This window comes from Pseudomonas extremaustralis (genome assembly GCF_900102035.1).
Taxonomy (GTDB): domain Bacteria; phylum Pseudomonadota; class Gammaproteobacteria; order Pseudomonadales; family Pseudomonadaceae; genus Aquipseudomonas; species Aquipseudomonas extremaustralis.
Genome location: NZ_LT629689.1, coordinates 3,648,941 through 3,667,474, shown reverse-complemented (window position 1 = coordinate 3,667,474; position 18,534 = coordinate 3,648,941). Strand labels below are relative to the sequence as shown.

Sequence of the window (18,534 nt, the reverse complement as noted above, 5' to 3'; positions counted from 1 at the left end):
TCAGGCGTGTTGCAAGGCGGCCTGGGTGGCGAGGGTCAGTTGTCGCACCAGGCGATTCTGTTCGGACTGCTCCAGATCCACCAGTGACTGGCGCCGCTCCAGGTACTCATCGGAGTGGCGGTCCGGCACTGCCTGATCCAGCAGGCCGACTTTATAGCGGATGACATCCTTGACCGTTGCAAAGGGCTCCGGATGACTCCTGGCCAGGTATTCGATCCAGAACCCTTCCATCAACAACCACTCCTGCAGGGCCGGGCTTTCGCCGAGCCGGCGCAGTTGCTTGCGGGCGTTGTCGATCACGTCGGTGGTCACATAGCTTTCAACGGTGTACAGCAGTTCCAGCGCATAGAAAGGCAGTTTGAACTCTGCGGCCAATCGGGCGCGGAAATAAATCGTCACTTCGGCCGGGTCGACTTCCAGGCCGGCCACTTCGCGCTCATGAATGAACTTGTCGGCGATATGGTCCAGCTGGTTGAGGTAGAAGCGCCCGGTGGACAGCTCGATCAGCATCCGGTCGCTGTCGTAGTTGCGGCTCAGCGACTTGGCCAGGTGGATCTGATGCTCGAGCTCCATGTTGGTGAAGGCCAGCAGCACGCTGTCGCCGCAGTCGCCGGAACCATAAGTGTTGAGGTACACGTTATTGCGTAACTCGGTGGATTCGCCCATGGCGATCAGCAAGTCCCACACGCGTTGGGTCAAGGCCTCGCGTCGCCTGTTGTCTGCCAGGTAGGCATAGGTGCGCGTCAGGTCCGCGAGCACTCGGAAGGTATCGTCGGGACTGGCGCCCTCATGGGCCTTGAGTTGCTCCCACAAGGCCTTGCGCGCCGGGATTTCGGTCGCGGGAACGCCGCTCAGCCAATGGGAAATACTGTCCGCCGTTACCGGTTGGTGCCTGGGCCCCAGTGCGCCCCCCAGCCTGATGCCGGTGGTCTGCCGATACTGTTCGATGCGTTCCAGCGTGGCCGCAGAGAGGGGATTTTCATGCAGCAGGATGTTGCGACCGCGCGAGCCGGCGCGCCCGTCACTGAAGAGCGCTTCGGGCAGCTCGGTGATAGCGTTTCCCTGCAGGTGCAGGTCCTCCAGAAGAGACAGCGTTTCTGCTCCGGTGGGCCACTGGGTCAGCCCGGTGTTCGCCAGGTTCAGGCGGTTGAGGCGCGCCATGGCGCTGACATCCGGCGATACGCCAAGGTTCGGGTTGTCGTTCAGTTCCAGCCGTTGCAGATTGACCATCGCCGCCAGGCGCTGGGCCGACGCGTCGGTGAGGCGGATATCGTTGTTACTGAGGTTCAGGTGCGTGAGTTGCGTCATGTCGGTGATGACGCTGGGCAACTCGTTCAACTGGCAATCCAGGTGCAAGCCTCTGAGACCGACAAACTTGCCGAGGAACGCATTTCCCGTTTCCGGAAAGTGATTGCCCGCGATTTTCAGGAAATCGATATGCGCAAACCCTTGGGTACCGCTGATGAAATCGGCGGGGGGCAGGTCGCCGCTATCGAGTTGCAGCTCGACGAATTGGGCATCCACTACCCCGGCCAGGTAAAGCGAGCGATTCTCCTGGCGCCAGGCGGCGCGCAACTGTTGGGCGATGTAGCGGCGGCTGGCCAGGTTCAAGCCGACGGGGTCGTTCAGGTGTTCATCGGCGCTCTGGGGCGTGTCGGCCCAGCGCGACAGCGCGACGTCCATGGCCTGGTACTCGGTGCGCCGCCGTTCGATTTCAATCAGCGCCGCCGGCTCGCTCAGGTTCAGCCCCTGGATCAACTGGCGGGCCTGATCGTTGCTCATGCGCGGGTACAGTTCCTGAACATTGGAGACCAGGTCCGGTGGCCGACTCCCGCTGAACGGCCAGAACCTGCGCCACATCGGGTACACCAGGTAGGTGCGTTCGGCACCCATCGACGGCAGCATCCACGGCTGCACGTGCTTGAGGTCCAGCAGGCCCTTGATTTCCACCCGCTGGTTGAGAGCCAGGGTGAGCAACTGTTGGCGCAACCCTGAAATCCCCACCTCATCGTTGACTTCCAGCGCGCTTTTTTCGCTGTCGGACAAGGTCGAGAGGATGACCCGCAGCAACAGGTTCGACGGCTCGCCCAGCGGCTCGCCTGAGGTGTCATAGGCCTGATAGCCGCGTTGGGTCCTGGCGATCAGGCGGCGGTCGGTACCGGTGAGCGGGCCGGCGCTGTGCAGCAGGCGGCCGCGGTGGTCGCCTTCGTGAAGGTCGATGCGCACGTCGGCCGGCCAGGTGGGCACATCCTTGAGTACATGCAGGGTGATCCTGTCACTGTCGGCGTTGATGCACGCTTCGCTGTACAGCCCCTCATAGGCCCGGTTCAGGCGGACATCGTCGGCGGACACACGCGCCTGTTCGGCGAGGCGCAAACCGGGGACCTTCTTTTGGTGCAGTTGCCGGAGTTCCTTGGGCGTGGCTTGTCCGAGGATCGCCCGCACGCTGCTGGTGGGCAATTGCGGGTGATGGGCCTTGAAGTGCCTGACCAGCGCTGGACCCTCTTCCTCGCTGCGTTGATAGATCGATTCGAGCAGTTGGGTTTTTTCCCGTTCAGTGAACTCGACGATCTGCTTGACCAGTTTGAACAGACGGTCGTCGCTGGACGTCGGCAGTTCACCGAGCAAGGCCTGGGTCACTTCATCGTCGGTGATGACCTTGTTCAGCAGCCGGGCGTTTTCATAGTCGCTTTTCTTGACCAGCAAGGCCTTGTCGTCGGGGCGTTGTCGCGCCGGGTATTGCTGGATAACCCGGTCGTCGGTGTCGACCACGCGAATCACATGGCTGTCCGGCCAGTTCGGCAGGCTGGACAGCACCAGCAGTTGCAAGTCAGGACGGGCAATGGGCGAGTTGGGGGTGTTGCCCAGCGCTTCGATGAACTGCTGGATTTCCTGCTCGATTTTCAGGCGTTTGCAGGTGTCGGCCAGCAGCGGGGGCGCGGCTTGTCCGGCGTGGTGCACATGACGCAGCAGCCGGGGCGGGGTGTTGGTGAGGGCGAGGATATGCTCGGACTCTGTCTGGGTGAAGGAATAGGTTTGGTTGCCCAGGCGGTAGAGCAGTTCGTGGTTGTCCCAGGTCATGGGGTTTTCCCTGGCCAGACGCCAGGCACCGTCGCCGTTGTGGGCCAGCAGGGGGGTATCGACCCCGACTTTCTGCGGATGATGCATGCGCCATTTGTGCAGGCTTTTGTCGAACTCGATCCGGTACAACGAGCCATAGAGCGGCAGGTAGTGTCTGGCATTCCAGTTGAAAATGCCCTGGGTATCGGGTGCCTGGCCGGCGGGCAGCGTGAGGTTTTGTTCGTATTGCATCAGCGAACCGTCGACCAGGCTGACAAAACCGCTGGCGCTGCGCTGGCTGCTCATGTAATCGCCCAGTCGGGTGCGCAGGCCCTGGACGTCCGTGGCGCTGTGCATGCCAAGGGATTGCCGCTCGTGGGGTTGCAGCACCGAACCGATGGCCAGGTAGAAACTGTCCACGGTGGCGGGCACCGGAATCGTGCCGCCATTGACCATGTCATAGGCCTCGTACACACCGTTGCCGTAATGACGCAATTCCACCGTCGGGTCCTGCGGGCCTTTGGATGCATAGGGCTTGGCGATGTTCCCGGCGACGACTTCGGTGATCACGAACGGGCGCTTGAGGGTGTTTCGCACCAGGGCGGAGGCGAACTCCCTGGCCCATTGATCGATGTCGTCGCTGTAGGCGCGGGAGTGATACAAACCGTCGATGGCCGCGTCGATACGCAGCGCGGTGCGGTGATTGTCCAGGCGTTCACTGAAGGCCTTGGGCAGCGTGCCGTTCTGCAAGTACGCCTGTTGCTGGCGTGGCGTCAGTGGGTGCTGCTCCAGCAAGCGCTCCAGGCCGGCTGGCGACAGGGGACGGTTGAGGTCGCGCAGTTTTTTCAGCAAGGGCGTGACCGCGACCAGCGGCGGCGAGGCCTTGACGGGAAGGAAGCGACGCACAGTGTCCGGTGCGAGCCGCTCGCTTTTTTCATAGCCGGCGTAATTGACTAGGGCGCTGAACAAGGTGATGCGTTCAGTGCCGGCCAGGTCCGCGACGTGTCGTCGAACCACGCTGATGCGTTGCTCCGGGGTGTGCGGCGCGTGGCCTTCCAGGCCCAGTCGCGAGGTATTCGGTTGCAGCGCGATCACCAGGCTCAGCAGCGGTTCGGCGGTATCGGCGGGCAGGTGTGCAACGTCGGTGGCGCTGTAGTTGCCGTCTTCGTCGCGGATGATTTCGATCCCATGGGCGGGGGTGATGGGACGCTCGTGTTTACGGTAGCGCTCGATCAGCGTCCCCTGTGGTTCGCGAATGCTCAGGGTGGTGTTCTCGGGCCAGTCGGGCAGTTGCGTCAGCAGGCACAGGACCGCGCTGTCACCGTGGGGCGGCAGGTAACCGGGCTCGGCGAAGTGGTCGATGATCAGTTGGATCACCCGGTCGGCCTGCAGGCGCCGGACCCCTTCGATCAGGTTCAACGGCGCCGGCTCCGAGCGCCATACCCGCTCCAGTACATGGCGTGGCGTGGCGGTACTGCGCAGCATGGTTTTCAGGTCTTGTTCCGATACCGAGGCGGGGCCGTCGGGCAGCATGCGTTGCAGCAGTTGGATGTCCGAGAGGGCGTGGGCATTGTGCAGGTCGAACATCCAGGCCTGTCTGGCCGGGTCGAAGAGGATCGGCGGCGTGTAGCCATCGCTGTGTTGGTGTTTGAGCACGTAGCGCATCTGTTGGTCGTCGTGCTTGACCTTGACCACCAGGAACTGTTCGCCCTGGTTGAGTTTGACGTATTGCTCGCCGTCGACGCGGTACACCCCCAGCGCATCGGGGCGGCGACCGTCGAGCAGGGATTGGCTATCGTGGGCGTAGCGCTGCGCGTCGGGTTTCCAGAGTTGCGCGTTGCCGCTGGGCAGGGTGACTTTGCGCGGGTTGCCGATGCGTTGCATGAGCGCGTGCAGGCGCCGCTGTTGCAAGCGCCCGGCGGTGGCGTGCAGACGGGCGCTGACGATCAGGTCGGCAATATCCGCCAGGCTGCTGGCGAAGGCACTGGCATCGCCCTTGACGGCCTGGTCCACACCTTCGATCACGCTGTAGGTCAGGTTGCCGAGCATCAGCAGTTGGGTGGTGCGGATCATGCCCGTGACGCCACCGGGCACGGGGGTCAGGAGCAAGCCGAGGACTTCGGCGGTGATCTGCTGCGCGGCGTCCTTGAGTGCTTGCCAGTCGGCCTGCGAACGCGTGGCGGCGAGGGTGTCCAGGTCTGCCTGGCAGCGTTGGATCTGCCGGTACGTCAGCGCCTGCACCAGCCCCACCGGTCGCGCTGTCTTGGGGTCGGCGGCGAAGCGGATGTCCTTGAGTACCCTGGCTGGAAAGGCTTTGTGAAAGCCGTCGTAGAATTTTTCCGCCAGCCAGCTCATGTCATCCGGGCGAAGGGCTGGCGTCACCAGTTTGGTGAAGACGGACATGCCCACCAGCGGCAGTTGTCGGGAAAACCAGCCCAGGTCCTTTCGCTCATGGCTTTCGAGCAGTTGTTCGCGAAACGCCTGCTCCGCGGCTTGGGTGTCGGCGTGATAGCGCAGTGCGCCGCCCGGGCGGAACGGAAAGTACGACAGCACGCCCAGGGCCCCGACGCGGATCAGCAGCAGCGGCACGGGAATCGTACTTTCCCAGGCCACGAAGGGCACCGCCACCACCAGCGTCACGCCCGATGTCAGGCCCAGTGAATCGATCTCCGGTTGCGGCCCTTTGTCATCGATCGCGGCGTTCAGTTGCTCGTACATCTCGCGGGTCAGGCCGCTATTGGCGCGGTTGCGCCAGGCGTCCAGCACGTCGAATTGCAGCAGCGCGCGCGCCGAGACGCCCATCAGACGGCGCAATTTGCCGTTGTTGCCCAGGGTGTCATTGATACGGGCTTGCAGCTGGCTGCCCAGGTCCAGTTCACGGATCACCTCGATGAATTCCTGGGCGCTGAGGCTGCGGTCATCCCCTGGGCCCACGACCCTGCTGGCCTGGACCAGGCTGGAGCCGGATTCGGTGATTCTGGAATAAGTAAAACCCACGTTGATACAGGCCGCTTCCCACAGCGACATGCTTTTGACGTGGTCGATGTATTTCCAGCCCTCTGCGTAGGACCGGCGGCGGAAGCGCTTGCGTTCGTTGGGCGTCGGCTCCCAGGGGAAAGGTTTTTCCACCGTTTCCCGGTAGGTGGTTTCGAAACGATAGGCTTCGGGATCGCGGTCGCCGATACGGCTGCGCAACTGGGCCAGGCCTTCGGTCTTGAAGGCCTTTACCAGCCGTTCTTTTTCGGCTTCGACGGCGGTCAGTGCCTTGAGGGCCTCATGCTGCAGTTGCACGTAGCGCTTTTTTTCATCGCGCGTGAGGGTGCTCAAGGCTTGGGTCAGGTTTTGCCTGATCTGCTCCACAGCTTCTTGCTGGGCCCAAGTGGTGCTCGATTGCAGATTGCCGGACAAACCGTTGATCAATTGAGGGGTCGGCATGGATGAGTGGCCTTTCACAAATTAAGTGGAAGGCCGATGTAATCACCGCAGCTTCGGCGGTTGGGCTTAACTATTTACCCGCGACCCATTGGCCGTGCCTCGATGCGTCGAGCTGCTGGTTGAACGCCAGCCACGCCGCCAGTGCCGCCATCAACAGCAGGCCCAGTAAGGCACTGAATATCTGCATCGGCCAGGCGTCGTCGGCCTGGGCGTTGAGCATGTCCGCCAGGGGCGCCAGCAACACCCCCAGGCAGAACACTTCCAGGGAATAACGGCCCATGCGGCAGCACTGTTGCGCCGGCCAGTTCTGCGTCCAGCCACGCCCCGGCAGCAGCTTGGCGGTGACATACGCCAGGGCCAGGAAATGCAGGAGGCGCAATGGCGACAGATCGGTCTTGCTGATGGGGTAGATCAACTCACTGAGCCACGTCGGCATCAGCGCATCGTGCACTTCGGGCCAGCGCCACGACAACGTCAGCACCGCCGCCGCCAGGGTGTAGAGCGCCGCCGCCACGAACAACGGCTGGCGCGCCAGCGCGCGGTGTTCGCCAGGATGCTTGCGCCCGGCATGGAGCGCGGCCGCGCCGCCAAGGATGAACAGGAACTGCCAGGTCACCGGGTTGAAGTACCACACGCCGTCGGCAATCGCCCGCAGGTTCCAGCCCATCCAGGGCGCCAGCAGGTACACCGTCATGGACGCCGCCACCACCAGCCAGGTCTTGCGCAACAGCAACGGCAACACCAGGGGCAAGCCGGCGAGCAACACGATATACAGCGGCAACGGGTCCATCAGGTTGGGCTTGAAGCGCAGCAGCAGCTCATCGGTGAGGGCCTGTTGCGGGTGGGTGACGAAGTGCGTCAGGCCCATCTCCTCGACCAGATCGCGGGTTTCCACATGGCTGTTGGCGAAGAACACGATGCCCATCAGCATCGCCAGCAGGAAGATATGCACCACGTACAACACCCAGGTGCGGCGCAGGATTTTCAGCGAAGCGATCCAGTAGCCGTCGCGCTGCAGGATCTTGCCGTAGGCCAGCACGGCGGCGTAGCCGGCCAGGAATACAAAGATTTCGGCCGCATCGCTGAAACCGAAATTGCGCAGGGTGATCTGGCCGAGGGGGTTGTGGGGGACGTGATCCCAGAAAATGAAGATCAACGCCAGGCCCCGAAAAAAATCGATGCGCGGGTCGCGTCCGTTCAGCATGGCAGCGGGCTCTTGAACAATAGGTTTAGTAGTGACAGGCGCGGACGCGGGATTTCTTACGCCGCACGTCGGGCGGGCGCAGGTTGGCGGTATTTGTAAGCAATTGCAAAGGCTGGGTATTTCTGAATGTCTCAACTGTGGGCGCCGGGCACCTGTTAATTCTGACAGTAGACGCATGGCGGGGCGTATGGCTTGCTGGAGATGGCCACGACAGGACCCGCACATGACCAGACTGTGGAAGGGATTCAGCCGCTATACGGTGATTGGCATCGCCAATACGGTGATCCATTGGCAGTTGTTTTTTGTGTTCCGGGCCGCCTTTGAACTGAGCCAGGCCGTCAGCAACCTGCTGGCTTTTTGCGTGGCGGCGAGCTTTTCCTTCTATGTGAATGCGATCTACACCTTTGCGATGCCGGCCTCGTGGCCGCGCTATGGCCTGTTCATGCTGTGCATGGGCGGCTTGAGCCTGGGCGTGGGCTGGCTGGCGGATCGCTGGCGCCTGCCGGGGCTTGTCACGGTGCTGGTGTTCTCGTTGTTGAGCCTGGTCTGCGGTTTCCTGCTGTCCCGGTGGGTGGTGTTTCGCGAGCCAGGGCCATGAAGGTCTCGCTGGTGGTGCCGCTGTTCAACGAGGAGCAGACGATCGGTGCGTTCTACGACGCGGTCCGGCGCGAGCCCGGCTTGCACGGGCACGTGGTCGACATCGTGTTTATCAACGATGGCAGCAGCGACCGCACCGCCGAGGTCGCCCGCGCGATCGCCCTGGCCGACAGCGATGTGGTGCTGATCAATCTATCGCGCAACTTCGGCAAGGAAGCGGCGCTGTTCGCCGGGCTTGAATACGCCACGGGGGAGGCGGTGGTGCCCATGGATGTGGACCTGCAAGACCCGGTGGAGGTGATTCCGCGCCTGCTGGCCAAATGGCAAGGCGGTGCCGACGTGGTGCTGGCCAAACGGCGTGATCGTTCCAGCGACGGCTACCTCAAACGCCGTAGCGCGTCATTGTTCTATCACCTGCTCAATCGCATTTCCTACACCCACATCGAAGAAAACGTCGGCGACTTCCGGCTGATGGACCGCAAGGTGGTAAACGTGATCAAGGCCTTGCCCGAACAGCAACTGTTCATGAAAGGCGTACTGTCCTGGGCCGGCTTCAACGTGGCCATCGTCGAATACGACCGCGCACCGCGCACCCTCGGGCAAAGCAAGTTCAACGCCTGGAAACTGTGGAACCTGGCGCTGGATGGCATCACCTCCTTCAGCACCTTGCCGCTGCGCTTGTGGAGCTACGTCGGCAGCTGCATTTCGTTGCTGGCGCTGGCCTATGCCGGGTACCTGGTGACGGACAAAGTGCTGTTCGGCAATGCGGTGCCGGGGTATCCGTCGTTGATGACGGCGATCTTGTTCCTGGGCGGGGTGCAACTGATTGGGATCGGGATATTGGGGGAGTATGTAGGGCGGATTTATATGGAGGCTAAGCATCGGCCCAAGTATGTGGTGAAGGAAATCGTGAGGCTTACAGTTCAGAAAAGTGAACGTGAGGGCGTTGAAAATGTGGGCCGATAGGGTATTGACTAAAAAGGAAGTCTTTTACTTTTTTTTAGTTGCTTCGATGTTTTATGTGTTTCCTATTATTCATGCTGACTTCAGGTATATCGACGACAACTGGCGCTCGCTGTTGTTGGATTATGATCAGTGGCGCGATCAGGGACGGATGCTGCTGGAGTATACGCTGACGGGACTTTCGTTAGTTCCGGCCAAGGTTAATATGTTTCCTTTGCCCTTGTTTGTTTCCATAGGGGTAATGGCGGCGGCAATGGCCAGTGTGACGATGTACTTTTTTTCTGGTCCATCCCTGTTCACCTGTCTGGTGTTTTTACCCCTGTTATGTAATCCATTTTTCCTCGGCAATCTGACGTATCAATATGACGGGCCAGGGATGGTTCTGGCAGTGTCGGCCGCCGTCTTTGCGATCACGAATAATGCGAAATCTGCGGCGGTGCGCTGTTTGGTCTCGGCGATATTGATTGCGGTTGTCTTGGCGCTTTATCAGTTGACGGTAAGCGTATTTGTGGGGCTCTGCGTGGTTGAGTTTGTATGGAATGTCAGGAATAAGAAGCCCATCAACGACGTGTTGTCGGTGGTCGTTACCAGGGCCGGACAGTTGATGGCGGGATGCTTGATTTATTTTTTTAGTGCCTTCCAGTTAGCGAGCGATGAGCGCGGACGATTGCTGCCCCTGAACATGGATTGGTGGGAAGGTGTCTCCACCAAATTGTTATTGACGATGAACAAAGTGATGTTGTTGTTCAACCCTGCGCTGTGGGTGGTCGCGAGTATATTGTTGGTAACCGCAGGTTTTAGCTATTTGATGTGGATGAGGCATTTTAAGGAGATGAAGGGAGGCACGCTGGGCAGAGCCGTGGTCGTCGGCCTTTATCTTTTGGCTGTTCCAATACTGGTGCTCTGTGTTCCTGGTGCCATGTTGTTCGTGGCGGAGAAGAGTTTGGATGCAAGAAATTATATTGGGTTCTCGGTGGTGTTGGTGTTTCTATTCTTGTTGAGCTATGAGCTGTTTTCGATAGTGAGGAAGGGGATGGCCTGGTTTTTAGTCGTGCCCACGATGATGATGTTTTCGTTGTCCTACACCTATGGTCAGGTGCTGATTGCCAAGAAAGAACTTGAAGTTGCGATGGCTACTTATATTGCCTATGACTTGATTTCGCGAAGCGAGCTTAATACGAAAAGGGTGTTTTATTATATGTCCCATGGTATTTCCAATAATTGGATTCCCAGTGCCCACGGTGCGATGACTCACATGCCGGTGCAGCGTTATATTTTAAGCGGTTCAAATGCGATGTTGTTTCCGGAATTTTTTCCAAGGTTGGGTGTTACGAATGTGGTTAATGGCTATTTTAAAGGGTTTCAGAGTGAGATAACTGCGCTGAAAAAAGAGGTGTGCGAACCTGTGGTGGATAATCCGTTTTATTCGATCTGTGTGGTCGGTGACAGTGGCTTTATCGCGATCAAAAATAGAGCCGACTCTGAAGATTACACTGAGCGATTCAAACCATAGTCGTTATGCTTTTTTGCCAGGCGCCTTCATTCACGCAAGCCTCGGCCGAGGTAGGGGTGAAGGACGTGGTCAATGTGAAGAAGGGGCGCGCACATGGTTAATGCATCGAAACCGGCGTGGATATTTTCTTGTGGGGTATTGGCCGTTCTGATGCTCGCCACTGCGATGCGTTTTTATGGATTGAGCGAGCCTTATTTATGGTTTGACGAGGCATTTAGTATTCTTTTAAGTCGACATGCCCCCGAGCAGATTTTTTCTATCACCGCGCGGGATATTCACCCGCCGCTTTATTATGTTTTTTTGCACTACTGGATCGAGTGGTGGGGCGATAGCAAATTTGCCGTTCGCTCGATGAGTGTGGTGTTTGGCGTGGGGAACGTCGCGCTGATCATTTGGCTGACCCGACTGGCCTCCAATCGAAATACGGCACTTTTGGCCGGAACCCTTGTTGCACTATTGCCGCTGGCACTGCGCTACAGCCAGGAAGCGCGGATGTATGTGTTGGCTGCATTTTTCTTATTGAGTGCAACCCTTGCTCTGTTTTATTGGGTGAAAGCGCCCAATCGGCGCAGGTATTTGGTGATCTATACGCTGTTGATAAGCGCCAGCTTTTATACCCATTACATTTCGTTTGCCTGTGTGTTGTCTCATTGGCTTTATCTGCTGTTACTCGGGCAGCGTCAGGAGGGGCAGCCCCATTATCTGATGCGCCCGTCGTGGTGGTTGGCAAATGTATTCGTGGTTGTTCTTTATGCGCCGTGGTTGTACTCAATTTTGGATCTAGTGACCCATTTCGACACCTTCCTCGGTGAAGGCGGTCTGGCCTGGATTGCACCTCCCAGTCTGAATAGACTGCCATTGATCTTCTGGGTAACGCTGACAGCACGTACCGGTAAAGATGAATACTGGCTATTTTATATTCTGCTCCCGGCAGTGCTTTTTCTGATGGCGCTTCGCGTGGCCTACCGTGATCAGCATCCTGGCCTTTTTAAAATGGGCTTGGTGATTTATACAATGTTGCCTTTATTCGTATTGTTTTTGATCTCGTTGATCAAACCGATATTTGTCGAGCGTTATTTGTTTTTTGCACTGACCTGCCTGCCTATCCTCGTTGCGTTGATCGTGGATAGCCTTCGACGGCGAGTCTGGAAATTTTTCGTTGTTTTAAGCGTGATAGCACTGCAGTTAAATGGGGCTGCGGTGATTTATGAGAGAGAAGAGGAATACTACGGTAATCGCCAGAATTCTCGATTTGCAATCGAGCCACTGTCCGACGAAATAGCCAGGCGTTCACGGCCAGGCGATTACATTGTGGTGGAGGGCTCCTATTGGTTCCTTGCCCTTGTTTACTACAATCAAACCACCACTCAGCCACAGGTTTATTACCCGGGAGCGCCGACTTACCACGCATCGGGTTATGGCTCATCGGCGCTGTTTTCTCCTTATACGGATCAGGTGTACCTGCGCAGTCTGAGGGTTTTGCCTGACGGCGGCTGCCGGATCTGGTGGGTCGTTTCGACAGATACCAAGACGATCATTCCTACGCGCTGGAAAGAACTGTTTCAGCGCCCGTTTGGGATCGTCTCATTGCATCTGCTTGTCACGCCGCCGAGTGCCGACGGCGCTGCCTGTCCTCCTGCGCCACAGATCCGTGATCCTGCCTTGGGAAAGGTGCCCTTACGCGAGTAATCACCAACGGGCAGTGCCTTCCCGCCGGCACAGTGCTTGTCGATGTCTCAAGCCGCCTCCACCTCACGCGCCTCAAAACTATCCGCCCGCGCCATCTGCCACATGCGCGAATAAAACTCGCCGTTCACTTCCCCGGTCAGCAGTTCCCCGGGCTTGAGGAACACGTGCAACTGCGAGAACAGCTTGATCTCGGTCGCCGACATGCGCCGCACCAAGTGCTTGGCCGACAGTTGCGACGGATGCTCCAGGCCCGCTGCCGCGAGCATTTCGGCCAGGGCCTTGAGGGTGTTGCGGTGGAAGTTGAACACGCGCTCGGCCTTGTCCGGTACCACCAGGGCGCGTTGGCGCAGCGGGTCCTGGGTGGCGACGCCGGTCGGGCATTTGTTGGTGTGGCAACTTTGCGACTGGATGCAGCCGATGGCGAACATGAAGCCGCGCGCCGAGTTGGCCCAGTCGGCGCCGATGGCGAGGACGCTGGCGATGTCGAAGGCGCTGACGATCTTGCCGCTGGCGCCGAGCTTGATCTTGTCGCGCAGGTTCAGGCCCACCAGGGTGTTGTGCACGAACAGCAGGCCTTCACGCAGTGGCACGCCGATGTGGTCGGTGAACTCCACGGGCGCCGCGCCGGTGCCGCCTTCCTTGCCGTCGACCACGATAAAGTCCGGGAGGATGCCGGTTTCGAGCATGGCCTTGGCAATGCCCATGAATTCCCACGGATGGCCCAGGCAGAACTTGAAACCCACGGGCTTACCGCCGGACAGTTCGCGCAACTGGGCAATGAAGTGCATCAGTTCGATGGGGGTGGAAAACGCACTGTGGCGCGACGGCGAGATGCAGTCTTCGCCCATCTGAATGCCGCGGGTCTCGGCGATTTCCTGAGTGACCTTGTGCTTGGGCAGGATGCCGCCATGGCCCGGCTTGGCGCCCTGGCTCATCTTGATTTCGATCATGCGCACCTGCGGGTTCTGCGCCTGCTCGGCGAAGCGTTCCGGGTCGAAACGGCCGTCGCGGGTGCGGCAGCCGAAATAGCCGCTGCCCAGCTCCCAGGTCAGGTCGCCGCCGTTTTCGCGGTGGTAGGGGCTGATGCTGCCTTCGCCGGTGTCATGGGCGAAGTTGCCCAGCTTGGCGCCCTGGTTGAGGGCGCGAATCGCGTTGGCGCTCAGGGAGCCGAAGCTCATGGCCGAGATATTGAATACCGAGGCCGAGTACGGCCGCTTGCATTGCGGGCCGCCGACCATCACGCGAAACGAGTTCGGGTCGCTCAGCGGCGCGGGGCGCATGGAGTGGCCGATGAACTCGAAGCCCGACTGGTACACGTCGATCAGGGTGCCGAAGGGTTGCTCGGAGGTTTGGTTCTTGGCGCGCGAATACACCAGCGAGCGCTGGGCTCGGGAGAAGGGCAGGGCGTCGCTGTCGGACTCCAGCAGGTACTGGCGGATTTCCGGGCGGATGCCTTCCACCAGGTAACGGATATTGCCCAGGATCGGGTAGTTGCGGCGTATCGCGTGGCGGCTTTGCAGCAGGTCGAAGAGGCCGAGCAGGCTGAGGATGCCGGTGACCAGGGTGATGGGCCATAACCATTCGTGTTCGATGAAGGGCAAGCTGGCGAGGGTGAAAATGACGCACACGGCAAACACCGCATAACGGCTTAGCAAGGACAGGCTCATACGGTTACCTTGGGTTCGGACTCTTCTGGTCGGTCGCGCATTTTGCGCCAGTAAGGAAAACCTAAACAACCTATAGGTGCATTCGCTTGGGTCGCATAGACACGGCGGACTGGGCCGATATAGACGCTTGGCGGCGAGCCATGATGGGAAAAAAACGCGTGGGTGGCTGTCGAATCTGCCCGGCGCTAAGTCATATCAGCTTCACTGAGAGTCTGGCGAATAGGCAACACCACCCGGAACGTGGTGCCTTTGCCCAGTTCGCTGCTGACGGAGATTTCGCCCCCGTGTTTCTTGACGATGCCATACGAAAGTGACAGCCCCAGCCCCGTGCCTTCGCCCACCGGCTTGGTGGTGAAGAACGGATCGAAGATTTTCTGCAAGGTCTCCGGGGCAATCCCGCAGCCGTTGTCGGCGATTTCCAGCCAGACGTTTTCGCCTTCCACGCCGTTGCTGATGGTGATGGTGCCGCGTTGCGGGCCGATGGCTTGCGCGGCGTTGATCACCAGGTTCATCACCACCTGGTTGAGTTGCGAGGCCAGGCATTCGATGTCCGGCAAGGGCGTGTAGTGCTTGATCACGTCGGCTTTGTACTTGAGCTCGCTGGCGACGATGTTGAGGGTCGAGTCGATGCCTTGTTGCAGGCTGGCCCACTGCCAGGTCTGGTCGTTGTCCACCCGGGAAAAGTCTTTCAAGTCTTTGACGATTTGCGCCACACGGCCAATGCCTTCCTTGGATTCGCGAATCAGCGTCGGAATATCTTCCCTGAGAAAGTCCAGGTCCAGGCGTTGGCGCAGGGCTTCGAGCTGGCCGTCGTCGATCGCGGCTTCGGCTTCGCGGTAGGCGTCGAGCATCTGTTGCAGCTGTTTGAAATAACCGTCGAGGGTGCCGAGGTTGGAGGAAATGAACCCCACCGGGTTGTTGATCTCGTGCGCCACGCCCGCGGCCAGTTGCCCCAGGGACGCGAGTTTTTCCGATTGCACCAGTTGGCTTTCCAGCTGTTTGCGCTCGTCGATTTCCAATTGCAGGGCCTGGCTGGCGTGGGTCAGCGCTTGGGTGCGCTGTTCTACCAACAGCTCCAGGTGGCTGGTTTGCAACGAGGCACGCCGGGCCATGTCCCACTTGGCGGTCAGGGTGTTGGCCATTTGCTGGACTTCGATGTTGTCGAACGGCTTTTTCAGGATCAGCAGGCGGTCATGGGCGTGCAGGCGAAACAGCAGCTCTTCCCAGGAATAATCCGAGTACGCCGTACACACCACGACCTGCAGGTTCGGGTCGACCTTCCACAGTTCTTCGATGGTTTGCGCACCGTCCCAGCCCTGGGGCATGCGCATGTCGACAAAGGCCAGGGCATAGGGCCGTTGCTCGGCCATGGCGGTCTCAAGCAGCTTCAGACCTTCCTGGCCGCCATAGGCCGAGTCCAGATCGAACAGCGGGCTCTGGGATTTTTCGCGGGTGCCGAACAGCGCGGCTTCCATTTCGTCCAGGGCCTGGTTCTGTTCCATGGGCGGCTTGAGGATCTTGCGAAAGTCCTCATGGATCGAAGGGGTGTCATCGATCAGCAGAATGCGCCGGTTCGGTGGTTGGTTCATACAGGACCTGCTGCATCGTTGAGGGGGATTTGCAAGGTGAACAGCGCGCCTTTGCCCGGCCCGTCGCTGTGGGCGGTCAGCCGGCCATTCATTTCAATGGCCGCCAGGGCGCAGCTGTGCAGACCGAAGCCATGGCCTTCCTTGCGGGTGGTGAATCCGTGGGTGAAGATCCGCGCCATGTTTTCGGCGGGAATGCCTTCACCTTCGTCTTTGACGCTGATTTGCAGGATGTCGTTCTCGACCGTCTGGATCGACAACGTCATCTGCCGAGGTCGGTCGCTCAGGCTGGACATGGCGTACTTGGCGTTGCTGATCAGGTTGACCATGATCAGCAGCAGCCGGTGTTTATCGGCCATTATCTGCGGCACCTGCGCGTATTCCTTGACCACCGTCACATGGTGGCGGTTCAGCGCGCCGGAATTCATGCGCAGCGCGTCTTCCATCAGGGCGCTGATCTGCACCGGCTCCAGCACGCTGGAAACCCCGGCGTAGGATTGCTGGGTGGAGACGATGTCCTTGATGTGGTCGACGCTTTTGCTCAATTGGGCCAACTCGTCGGTCAGGCCCTGTTGCTCGACGGCAATGGCTTCCACCAGTTGGTTGAGGTAGTCGGGCAGCAGTTTGCCTTTTTCGTCTTCGCGCAGGTAAGTGCCCAGGTCATCGGGGTGCGCGTTGATCAACTGCATGGCCTTGCCCAATCCCTGGGCCTTGCTGGTGCGCAGCTTGCGTGCGACCAGGTCGGCGGAGATGTTCACGCTGTTGAGCACGTTACCCACGTTGTGCAGCACATTGGTCGCGATTTCCGCCATGCCGGCCTGGCGGGCGCTGTCGAGCAGTTCGCTTTGCGCATTCTTGAGCTGGCGGGTGCGTTCTTCGACCCGCTGTTCCAGGCTGGCGTTGGCGCTGTGCAGGGCGCGGTTGACCCGGTTGATTTCGGCGAAACTGCGCAACAGCCGGATGGCCAGGTACAGCAGCAACGCCACCAGCAGGGTGGAGAACACCAGCAAGTAGTTGTGGTACTTCTGGTCGACCAGGTCGGAGGTCTGCTGATCCTCGTTGAGATGGGTGGTCAAGTCGTCCAGGCGCTCGGCCACGGGAACCGTGGCGATGCGTTCCAGCAGGGCGTTGACCAGCGGCTGTTCGCGCAGGATCAGCGCGATGTGGTTGCTGAGAATGTCCACCGGCAGATGGAAGTCGGCCGGCAAGCGGTCTTTGTTCACCGCCAGCAGATTCAGGCCCAGCAGGATCTCGGCCGCGCGTTCGTCGCTGGCGACCTGGGCGAACTCCATGCTGCTGAGCAACAAGTCATAGGTGTCGGTGGCCACGCTCTGCAGTGACAGCCGCTGCTCGTCATCGAGCCGGGAGAACTCGGCCTGGATATCGTCTTCGGCGGTCGGCAGGAACGCCAGGGAGTTGCGCAGCACTGCGTTATGGGACTTGAACTGGTCGATCAGCCGCGCTTTGTCCTGGATCGCCGCTTCGCCAGCGTCGAGGCGGGCTTGCCAGATCGGTTGGTCTTTCGGTGCGTGATACGACTCATGCTGGCGCAGTTGCTCCCAGAGTCGGGTGATCTCTGTCAGCGGCGTGACCAGGGGATCGTAGTTGTGGGTCAGGGCGATTCGGGCCTTGAGCACTTCACTGTCCCACTGCGCGTTGAGCTGCTGCATCTGGCGGATCAGGTCGCGGGATTCGGTGTAGCGGCTGGTCTGGTCGGCGGTCGACTTGATGTACAGGAACACCAGGACTGAGGCCAGCAGCAGGGTCACGGTGCCCAGCAGCAGTTGGACGACGTTGTGGCGCGAGAGTCTCATGACCGTCTGCTCATAAAGGTTTGCCCGCCCATTGGCCGGTCAGGGTCTTGAGAAATTTGATGATCTGGTCCTTGTCTTCCGCTGAGGGAACCCGGCCGAGCTGGAATCTGAACATCACATCCACGGCATCTTCCAGGGTCTTGGCCGAGGCGTCGTGAAAATACGGCGCGGTGACGGCGACGTTGCGCAGGCTGGGCACCTTGAACACGTTACGGTCTTCTTCGTCGTGGGTCACCAGGTAGCGGCCCAGGTCGGTCTCGGTGGGGGGACGGCCTTTGAAATAGTCATCCATCACGCCGAATTTCTGGAACATGTTGCCGCCGATATTCAGGCCTTGATGGCAGGCAATGCAGCCATATTCCTTGAAGCGTTGGTAGCCGTATTTTTCCTCGAGGGTGAGGATGTCGGTGTTGCCTTGCAGGTATTGGTCGAAACGCGAGTTGGGCGTCAGCAAGGTGCGTTCGTAGGTCGCCAGGGCATTTTGCACATTGGCCGCCGTCACGCCGTCGGGGTACACCTGGGCGAATGCGGCCTGGTACTGGGGGATGGCCGTGAGGTTGGCGACCACGGTTTTCCAGTCGCTGCCCATTTCCGCCGGGCTGATGACCACCTGTTCGATCTGGGCCTCGAGGGTGTCCACGCGACCGTTCCAGAACTGTTTGAAATTCAGGCTGGCGTTGAACACCGTGGGCGTATTGAGCTTGACCGGCTGGCCGTCAAAACCCAGGGAAAACGGCTTGTCGTCGGCCCCGCCGGTTGCCAGTCGGTGGCAACTGGCGCAGGACAGGCTGCCATTGACCGACAGGCGTTTCTCGTTGAACAACTGGCGACCCAGTTCCACCGTTGCCGGATCCAGCCGGGGTACCGGCGGCAACGGTGTGAGCGGTTCATCCAGCGGCGCGGCCAGCGCCGGCTGCGCGGCGCCAAGCCCGAGGGCGACGGCAAGGCCGAGTCCCCGGAGAGACAGACGCGGGGAGCGTGAAGGGTGGCGGCTCAAGTATTCGTT

General features: G+C 59.9%; 10 protein-coding genes. 4 read left to right on the top strand and 6 right to left on the bottom strand.

The window, feature by feature from the left end:
- Entirely contained in the window at nucleotides 1-6,495 is a 6,495-nt protein-coding gene (locus BLR63_RS16965; RefSeq protein ID WP_010564092.1) for an NEL-type E3 ubiquitin ligase domain-containing protein, read from the bottom strand.
- Between the two features lie 70 nt (nucleotides 6,496-6,565).
- A complete protein-coding gene (locus tag BLR63_RS16960) occupies nucleotides 6,566-7,699 on the bottom strand; it encodes an OpgC domain-containing protein (protein ID WP_010564093.1) in 1,134 nt (377 codons plus the stop codon).
- A gap of 223 nt (nucleotides 7,700-7,922) precedes the next feature.
- Between BLR63_RS16960 and BLR63_RS16955 the strand changes: the two genes are divergently transcribed.
- From BLR63_RS16955 to BLR63_RS16940, 4 genes are all read left to right on the top strand, one after another.
- Entirely contained in the window at nucleotides 7,923-8,297 is a 375-nt protein-coding gene (locus BLR63_RS16955; protein WP_010564094.1) for a GtrA family protein, read from the top strand.
- On the top strand, nucleotides 8,294-9,262 hold the full coding sequence (locus BLR63_RS16950) for a glycosyltransferase family 2 protein (RefSeq protein ID WP_010564095.1): 969 nt from the start codon (nucleotides 8,294-8,296) through the stop codon (nucleotides 9,260-9,262). Before BLR63_RS16955 ends, BLR63_RS16950 begins: the two co-directional genes overlap by 4 nt.
- Nucleotides 9,249-10,772, top strand: a complete 1,524-nt coding sequence (locus tag BLR63_RS16945; protein ID WP_130926086.1) for a glucosyltransferase domain-containing protein — start codon at nucleotides 9,249-9,251, stop codon at nucleotides 10,770-10,772. The genes BLR63_RS16950 and BLR63_RS16945 overlap by 14 nt, the downstream gene beginning before the upstream one ends.
- Nucleotides 10,773-10,865: 93 nt before the next feature.
- Nucleotides 10,866-12,461, top strand: a complete 1,596-nt coding sequence (locus BLR63_RS16940) for a glycosyltransferase family 39 protein (RefSeq protein WP_010564097.1) — start codon at nucleotides 10,866-10,868, stop codon at nucleotides 12,459-12,461.
- A gap of 47 nt (nucleotides 12,462-12,508) precedes the next feature.
- Here BLR63_RS16940 and BLR63_RS16935 read toward each other — a convergent pair whose 3' ends face one another.
- The 4 genes from BLR63_RS16935 to BLR63_RS16920 form a co-directional block, all read right to left on the bottom strand.
- The gene (locus tag BLR63_RS16935; protein WP_010564098.1) at nucleotides 12,509-14,128 is read right to left on the bottom strand and encodes an FMN-binding glutamate synthase family protein; all 1,620 of its coding nucleotides are present in this window, start codon (nucleotides 14,126-14,128) and stop codon (nucleotides 12,509-12,511) included.
- Between the two features lie 185 nt (nucleotides 14,129-14,313).
- Entirely contained in the window at nucleotides 14,314-15,717 is a 1,404-nt protein-coding gene (locus tag BLR63_RS16930; protein ID WP_010564099.1) for an ATP-binding protein, read from the bottom strand.
- Entirely contained in the window at nucleotides 15,714-17,528 is a 1,815-nt protein-coding gene (locus BLR63_RS16925) for a DAHL domain-containing protein (RefSeq protein WP_010564100.1), read from the bottom strand. Before BLR63_RS16925 ends, BLR63_RS16930 begins: the two co-directional genes overlap by 4 nt.
- Before the next feature lie 10 nt (nucleotides 17,529-17,538).
- Nucleotides 17,539-18,525: a cytochrome-c peroxidase gene (locus BLR63_RS16920; protein ID WP_010564101.1), complete on the bottom strand. Its 987-nt coding sequence runs from the start codon at nucleotides 18,523-18,525 to the stop codon at nucleotides 17,539-17,541.
- Nucleotides 18,526-18,534: the final 9 nt, after the last annotated feature.